General features: G+C 50.2%; 7 protein-coding genes. 5 read left to right on the plus strand and 2 right to left on the minus strand.

From position 1 onward, the window contains the following. Positions 1-290 precede the first annotated feature (290 nt). The 5 genes from gshB (at position 291) to ptsP (ending at position 5,354) form a co-directional block, all read left to right on the plus strand. Positions 291-1,238: a glutathione synthase gene (gshB, locus tag Q0R17_RS12685; protein WP_293935664.1), complete on the plus strand. Its 948-nt coding sequence runs from the start codon at positions 291-293 to the stop codon at positions 1,236-1,238. A gap of 106 nt (positions 1,239-1,344) precedes the next feature. Beyond that, entirely contained in the window at positions 1,345-2,373 is a 1,029-nt protein-coding gene (locus Q0R17_RS12690) for an FAD:protein FMN transferase (protein ID WP_293935665.1), read from the plus strand. Positions 2,374-2,816: 443 nt separating this feature from the next. Further along, a complete protein-coding gene (locus Q0R17_RS12695) occupies positions 2,817-3,218 on the plus strand; it encodes a PTS sugar transporter subunit IIA (protein ID WP_293935666.1) in 402 nt (133 codons plus the stop codon). 5 nt (positions 3,219-3,223) lie between these two features. Further along, entirely contained in the window at positions 3,224-3,496 is a 273-nt protein-coding gene (locus tag Q0R17_RS12700; protein WP_293935667.1) for an HPr family phosphocarrier protein, read from the plus strand. A gap of 127 nt (positions 3,497-3,623) precedes the next feature. Beyond that, positions 3,624-5,354, plus strand: a complete 1,731-nt coding sequence (gene ptsP / locus Q0R17_RS12705; RefSeq protein ID WP_293935668.1) for a phosphoenolpyruvate--protein phosphotransferase — start codon at positions 3,624-3,626, stop codon at positions 5,352-5,354. A gap of 39 nt (positions 5,355-5,393) precedes the next feature. Here the strand turns inward: ptsP and Q0R17_RS12710 are convergent, their stop codons facing one another. After that, complete coding sequence (locus Q0R17_RS12710; protein ID WP_293935669.1) at positions 5,394-6,257, minus strand: lipid A biosynthesis lauroyl acyltransferase; 864 nt, start codon at positions 6,255-6,257, stop codon at positions 5,394-5,396. Then, the coding region (locus Q0R17_RS12715; protein ID WP_308446360.1) for a lysophospholipid acyltransferase family protein at positions 6,254-7,088 on the minus strand (835 nt) is incomplete at its 5' end. The genes Q0R17_RS12710 and Q0R17_RS12715, both read right to left, overlap by 4 nt.

Here is a 7,088-nt window from a genome sequence, read left to right on the forward strand (position 1 = left end):
AACCCGAAGGGCTGAGCCGGAAAACGGCCATTCACTGCGTTATGCTCCTCGGAAATAACCAGTTATTGCCTTCGTCGCATGCCTTGTGCCTGGCCGTTTTCCGGCTCAGCGCAATTGTGAATGAAACGTCAACAGACCCTATGGAAATTAAACCCTATTATTGCTGAAGTTTCGAAATCTCAAATTGGCTTTTCTCCGTGACCCTCCGTGTTCTCTGTGGTTCAAGATTTAGGTTTTCATGACACCTCCGTCATTACGTTTTAAAATTTTTGTCTGTCATAAAGGCCGCTATGAAAATCCTTGTTGTGCTTGACCCGCTTGCCAGCCTAAAGATTTACAAAGATACCAGCTACGCCATGATGCGCGAGGCGGATGCGCGTGGGCATGAGGTTTTTACTTGCGGCGCTGAAAATTTAAGAATCAAAGACGGCATGGTCGAGGCACTGGCAGCCAAGCTGCATTTCACCGCAACGCAAAGCGGCCATGCTTGGTATAGCCAAGATGATGCGGCGATTACGGCACTCAAAGATTTTAACGCCGTCATCATGCGTAAAGATCCGCCCTTTGATCAGCAATACTTCTACGCCACCCAGCTCTTTACGCTGGCCGAAGCGCAGGGAGCAAAAGTATTTAACCGTGGCCAGGCGCTGCGCGACTTCAACGAAAAATTGGCGATTTTGAAGTTTCCTCAGTTCACCGCACCAACGCTAGTCACCCAGTCCGAAAGCGATGTGCGTGAGTTTTTAGCTGAGCATGGCGATATTATTCTCAAGCCACTGGATGGCATGGGCGGTACAGGGATTTTCCGCCTCACCGCCACCGATCCAAATGTAGGCTCGATTATCGAAACGCTAACCGCCAATGGCACACAAACCATTATGGCGCAGCGCTATATTGCGGCGATAAAAGAAGGCGACAAGCGCATTCTGCTGATTGATGGCAAGCCGGTGGATTGGTGCCTAGCGCGCATCCCCAAGGCGGGTGAAACACGCGGTAATTTAGCTGCCGGTGGCAGCGGCGTAGCAAGGCCATTAACGGCTAGAGATAAAGAAATTGCCGAGGCACTCGGGCCACAGCTCGCCGCTCAAGGCTTGCTATTAGTGGGTTTAGATGTGATTGGTGAGAACCTCACCGAGGTGAATGTTACTAGCCCTACTTGCTTCGCAGAGATCACCGCGCAATCGGGTATCAACGTGGCAGGCCTCTTTATTGATGCTTTAGAAAAACACGCCGCCTAATGCGTAACAAATCACCAGCCAGCCACATCCTCGCCGAGATCACCGCGCAATCGGGTATCAACGTGGCAGGCCTCTTTATTGATGCTTTAGAAAAACACGCAGCCCCATGATAAAAATTTTTCTACTGGTCGGAGTATTACTTTTAAGTGCCTGTAGCAAGGCACCGCTCTACCAACAGGAAAGTTATGTCTTTGGCACTCGGGTACAGATCTCTATTTGGGGCTTGCCAGAAGATGTGGCACAAAAACACGCCGCCGCCGTGTTTGCTGATTTAGATCGCATCCACACTCGCCTACACCCTTGGCAGCCATCAGAAATCACCCGCATCAACGCAAGCTTTGCACGCGGCGAACCAGCCCTTATCGATACAGAAACGGCGGCCTTGCTTAAACAAGCCAGCCAATATGCAGAACGATCTGATCAATTATTTAACCCCGCCATGGGAGGGCTAATTACGGCATGGGGCTTTCATAAAGACAGCTATGCGCCCGTTTTACCTAGCCAAGCCAGCATAGACCAACTGCTTGCAGGCCAGCCCTCCATGCAAAACCTAAGCTTTGAGGCAAGCACCGTCAGCAGCAGCAATCCTGCGGTGCAATTGGATACCGGCGGCTTTGCTAAAGGCTGGGCGCTAGATAGAGCGGCAGCGTACTTGCGTAAACATCGGGTGAATAATGCGCTGATTAATATCGGCGGCAATGTATTGGCCTTGGGTAAAAAAGATCAAACCCCTTGGGTGGTCGGCATTCAGCACCCCAGAGAGCCACAAGCCATGGCTACCATTGCCCTTAAAAGCGGCGAAGCCATTGGCACCTCTGGTGACTACCAACGGTTTTTTGAAGTAGGCGGTAAACGCTACTCGCATTTGATCGACCCACGCACAGGCCAGCCCGCCACCACCATGGAAGCCGCAACGGTGATTGCGCCCCCCAGCCTTGAAGCGGGGGCGATTTCAGATATCGCGACCAAACCAATTTTTATTGGCGGCATAGGAAAGACCTTACATTATGCCCAGAGGTTTGGATTGCAAGATGTACTAATCGTGGGTAATGATGGCAGCGTGTATATAACGGAAGAATTACAGCGCCGTATCAGCTGGATAAAGCCACCCGTGCATATTTACCGTTTACGTTAGCCTGACTTGGCGTAAGCTTTTAACAGCCAGTTGTGACCTGATTATGCCTCTTGCTGAATGAACTCTGTGTAGATGGATTTCTTGAGTGTTGGGCTTGGTTTTGGAATAAGTAGGTCGGATGCAACCCGCGAGTAATGCTGAAGAAATATGCGGCCTTCACCCGCCCTACGATATTTATAATGAGATTGAGCAAGAGGCATAATCAGGAGCTGTTAAGCCAGCAAACCCAGAGGGCGCGGTGTTTTACAGAGAAAACCATGTCTGCGGGATGCGCTTTCTTTACGTTTTAAAAATTTGCAGACTCTCGCTCGTGGCTCCCTGCTTAAAAGCGTCTTGAAGCAGTGCTTTTCATCAGTAAAAATTGTTTTACGTCATATCTGTAGCAAGCAACAAAGCCTACTAAATGGTAACATGAAACTTACGCAAGTTAAGGTAACGAAGGTATGGTCGGTATTATTATTGTTACACACGTGTCTTTAGGCGAAGCCTTAGTCTTGTGCGCGCAGCACATCATGGCGCGGGATCTCCCTAATTTGCTGCAACTATCCGTCAGCAAAGCCGATGATCCTGATGAAGTGGCGCGGCGTGCCCGCCAAATGATTAGCGATTTAGACGATGGCTCAGGTGTATTACTCCTTACAGACATTTATGGCGGAACCCCTTCTAATGTCGCCCAACGCTTAGTTGAGGCTGGCAAAGTAGAAGCCATCGCAGGGGTAAACTTGCCTATGCTGGTAAGAACCCTCAGCTATAGCCATCAAACATTAGACGTTGTAGTCAGCAAAGCCATTACCGGTGGCTTAGAAGGTGTGTTGTACATGCTGCCAACCACAGATCAGGAATAAGCGGTATGCCAATCAATGAAGTAGAAATCGTCAACAAATTGGGCTTACATGCCCGTGCCTCTAGTAAGCTCACCCAACTAGCCAGCCAATTTCAATGTGAAGTCTGGCTAAGCCGCAATCAGAAACGCGTGAATGCCAAATCAATTATGGGCGTGATGATGTTAGCAGCAGGCAAAGGCAGCAAAATCATGCTAGAAACCGACAATGGCCCAGACGCTGATACGGCCATGACCGCACTCACGGCCTTAATTGCCGATAAATTTGGTGAAGGCGAGTAAGGCTCGCTTTGCAAAAAAGTAGATTAAAGATGCAAAGCTAGGTCTGCCACTTGCCGCAGGCTCAGTTTTAACAGAGATTTTGTACCCAAAATAGATTGCGATCACCGGCACGGTGGCAAGGAGGCTTATGAGCATTACGCTACAAGGGATTGGCATTGGCGGGGGGATTGCGATCGGGCAAGCTCATCTGATATCCCACGCCGATATTGAAATTGCCCATTACCAACTATCCGCCGCCGATATTCCCGCCGAGCTTGCACGTTTTGATGATGCGATTCGCGTTACCCGTAAATCTTTAGAAATGCTCTGGGGCAGTATTCCGGAAAACGCCCCCGCCGAGCTAGGCGCATTTTTATCCCTACATATCATGCTGCTTAACGATCATATGCTCTCTAAAGAGCCGCGCCATTTGATCGAGCAACAACACTGCAATGCCGAATGGGCGCTCAAGCTACAGCTAGAAGTACTGCTGGCCCAATTCGATGAGATCGAAGACGAATACCTCAGAGAGCGCCGTAGCGATGTGATTCAAGTGGTTGAGCGTGTATTTAAAACGCTGGCTGGTCATGAAAACCACTCGCACCCACTGGCCGAAATTGCCCCCAACTGTATTCTGGTGGCGCACGATCTTAGCCCCGCCGATATGGTGCTATTTAAAGACACCGACTACCTCGCCTTTATTACCGATGTGGGCGGCCCCACCTCACACACGGCCATCTTAGCCCGCAGCTTGGATTTACCATCCGTGCTGGCGCTGCGCCACGCCCGTGAGCTGATCCGTGAAGACGAGCTGATTATTGTTGACGGGATTAACGGCATTGTGATCGTTGATCCTGACGAAGTCATTCTTAAAGAATATCGCCATCGTCAGCGCGATTGGCTTAAAAAACAAAAAGCGCTACAAGATATTCGTACCCGTCAGCCCATCACCAAAGACGGCGAAGAGATCGAGCTGTTTGCCAATATTGAAGTACCAGACGATTGCAAATTATCCATAGAAAACGGCGCTACCGGTGTGGGCCTATTTCGCTCAGAGTTTTTGTTTTTATCTGAATCTGATTTACCCACCGAAGAAGAGCAATTTCTTGCCTATAAGCAAGTGGCTGAGGCGATGAAAGGCCAGCCGGTGATTATCCGCACTGTCGATTTAGGCAAAGATAAAATTCCTAAGTGGCAACAAGAGCGTGAAACCCCTAACCCAGCATTAGGGCTGACCGGCATTCGCCTCTGCATGGCTGAGCCGCAAATGTTTCGCACCCAGCTGCGCGCCCTATTACGGGCATCCGCCTACGGCAAAATCAAGCTCTTACTCCCCATGCTCTCTTATGTGGGAGAAGTACGGCAAACTCGTAAGCATTTAGAAGAAGCTAAATCCCAGCTCAGGGACGATGGCGTGGCTTTTGATGAGAACATCGAGCTAGGTGGCATGATTGAAGTGCCTGCAGCCGCCGTGCAAGTGGCGCAGTTTTTAGCGCATCTAGATTTTATCTCGATCGGCACCAACGATTTAATCCAGTACACCCTTGCGGTAGACCGTAACGATGATGCGGTCTCGCATCTATACGACCCACTGCACCCTGCGGTGATTCAGCTACTGCACCACGTTATTAGCACCGCTACCCGCATGGGAAAACCAGTATCAATGTGTGGGGAAATGGCGGGCGATCCAGCGCTAACACGGCTCTTACTTGGCCTTGGGCTACGCCGGTTTTCTATGCTGCCGATTCAGCTACTCAAGGTAAAACAAGAAATCCTGACCGGCGAGATGCAAAAAATCAAGCCTATCGTAGAGCAAATGCTCATCGCAGAAGACGCCCAATGCCTAAGGGAGTTGCTGCAAGAATTGCATCAGCTGTAAACAGGGTACGGCATGCCGTGCCCCTCCCTACAGGTTTAATTAATACAAACTAGCCTCACCCTCGGGGCGAGTTTTAAAGCGGCGGTGTAGCCAGTAGTATTGCGACGGATGCTCACGCACCCGCTCTTCAATAAAAGCATTCATGCGGGCGGTATCGGCCATCACATCGTCGCTTGGAAAATTTTCCCACGCGGGGTAATAGCGGCAGACAAAGCCGTTTTTTTCTAGTGTGGTAATCATCGGCACCACGCGTGCCTTGCCCATAGTTGCAAGCCGAGATAAGCCTGGCACGGTGGCGGTTTGAATCCCAAAGAAAGGCACAAACACCGATTCGCGCGGGCCAAGATCTTGATCGGGTAGATAGTAGAAACATACACCCTGTTTAATCGCCCGCAAAATACCGCGTATCCCTTCGCTGCGCTTGATTAACAGTGGCTGATTAAAGCGGCTGCGCCCGCGCAGTAGCATTAAATCAAAGGCATTATCATGGGCAGATGAATACATGCTTGCCCCACGATGATCCACCATATGCCGCACACCACCAAAATCTAAGCCTAAAAAGTGGGGTGCCAGAACAATTAAATGCTCAGTGTCTACCGCCGTAAAATGCTCGAACCCTTCCCGACGAACCAAACGCGCGACTTGCGCTTTAGAGCCAAACCAAAGCTTGCTGTAATAGAAAATACAGGTGCAAAGCGCTTGATAATGTTGTTTTAATACCCGCTCATGCTCGCCCTGAGGCCACTCTGGAAAGCAGAGCTTTAAATTAGTCAGCCCAATTTTTCTGCGGCTTTTTACTGCCAGATAAAGCGCTCTGCCCAATATATTTCCAAGACCACGCAAAAGCGCTAAAGGTAAGCAGCTTAAACACCAAAACAATCCAAGTAAAAAACGGTAACTCATACATCCTCAGGTAAAGGTGCGCCTGCTGGGCGCTTATAACGGTTATAGCTCCATAGATATTGGCTAGGTGCACGCCGTACCATCTGCTCTACATTACGATTCAAAATTACTGCATCGGCTTGCGCATCCCCGCAAAAGGCCTCATCTAGCGGAGCGAAATGCATTTTAAAACCACGCCCCCAAGATAGCCGCTCGGCAAAGCACATTAAGATAACTGGCTGAGTAGATTTGCTTAAGCGGGGAAGCAGAGTCATTGTGTAAGCTAGCTTACCAAAGAAGGGAGCCCAAGCCCCCTCTCCCGCCCCAGGAGCCTGATCTGGGAGTATATAAATTGCTTGCTTCTCTTTTAAGGTGCGCAGTAAGATCTTTACGCCGCTGGCATTGGCGGGGGCTGCGAGGCCATTGGCGCGGTTTCGGCCAGTCACCATCAAAGGCTCAAGCCATTTAAGTTTGGGGGGACGATACAAAGCCGCCAGCACACAAGGGATCTGTGTGCTTATATACACACCACAGACCTCGATTCCACCAAGGTGCGGGGAAACAAACATCATGGGCCGACCGCTTTGTAAAGCCGCCTCAACATGCTGCCAACCATCGCGCTCTTTTACCCATTCGGCAACCTGCTTTGGGGTTCTAAGCCAAGCTGGTAAAAGTTCTAACGCTCCCATGCCATGGGCACTCACACTTAAACGGTGCAATCGCTTATAATCTGCCCCGTTTTGCGCAATACCCGACTGCTGCAAGTTGGCAGCCAAACGCTGTCTGTAGCGTGGCGATAACAGCCAAGCCAGCCAGCCTAGCAAGGCCCCAAGGCCATGAAATAGCCACAGG

Source organism: Iodobacter sp. (assembly GCF_025352645.1).
In the GTDB taxonomy this organism is placed as follows: domain Bacteria; phylum Pseudomonadota; class Gammaproteobacteria; order Burkholderiales; family Chitinibacteraceae; genus Iodobacter.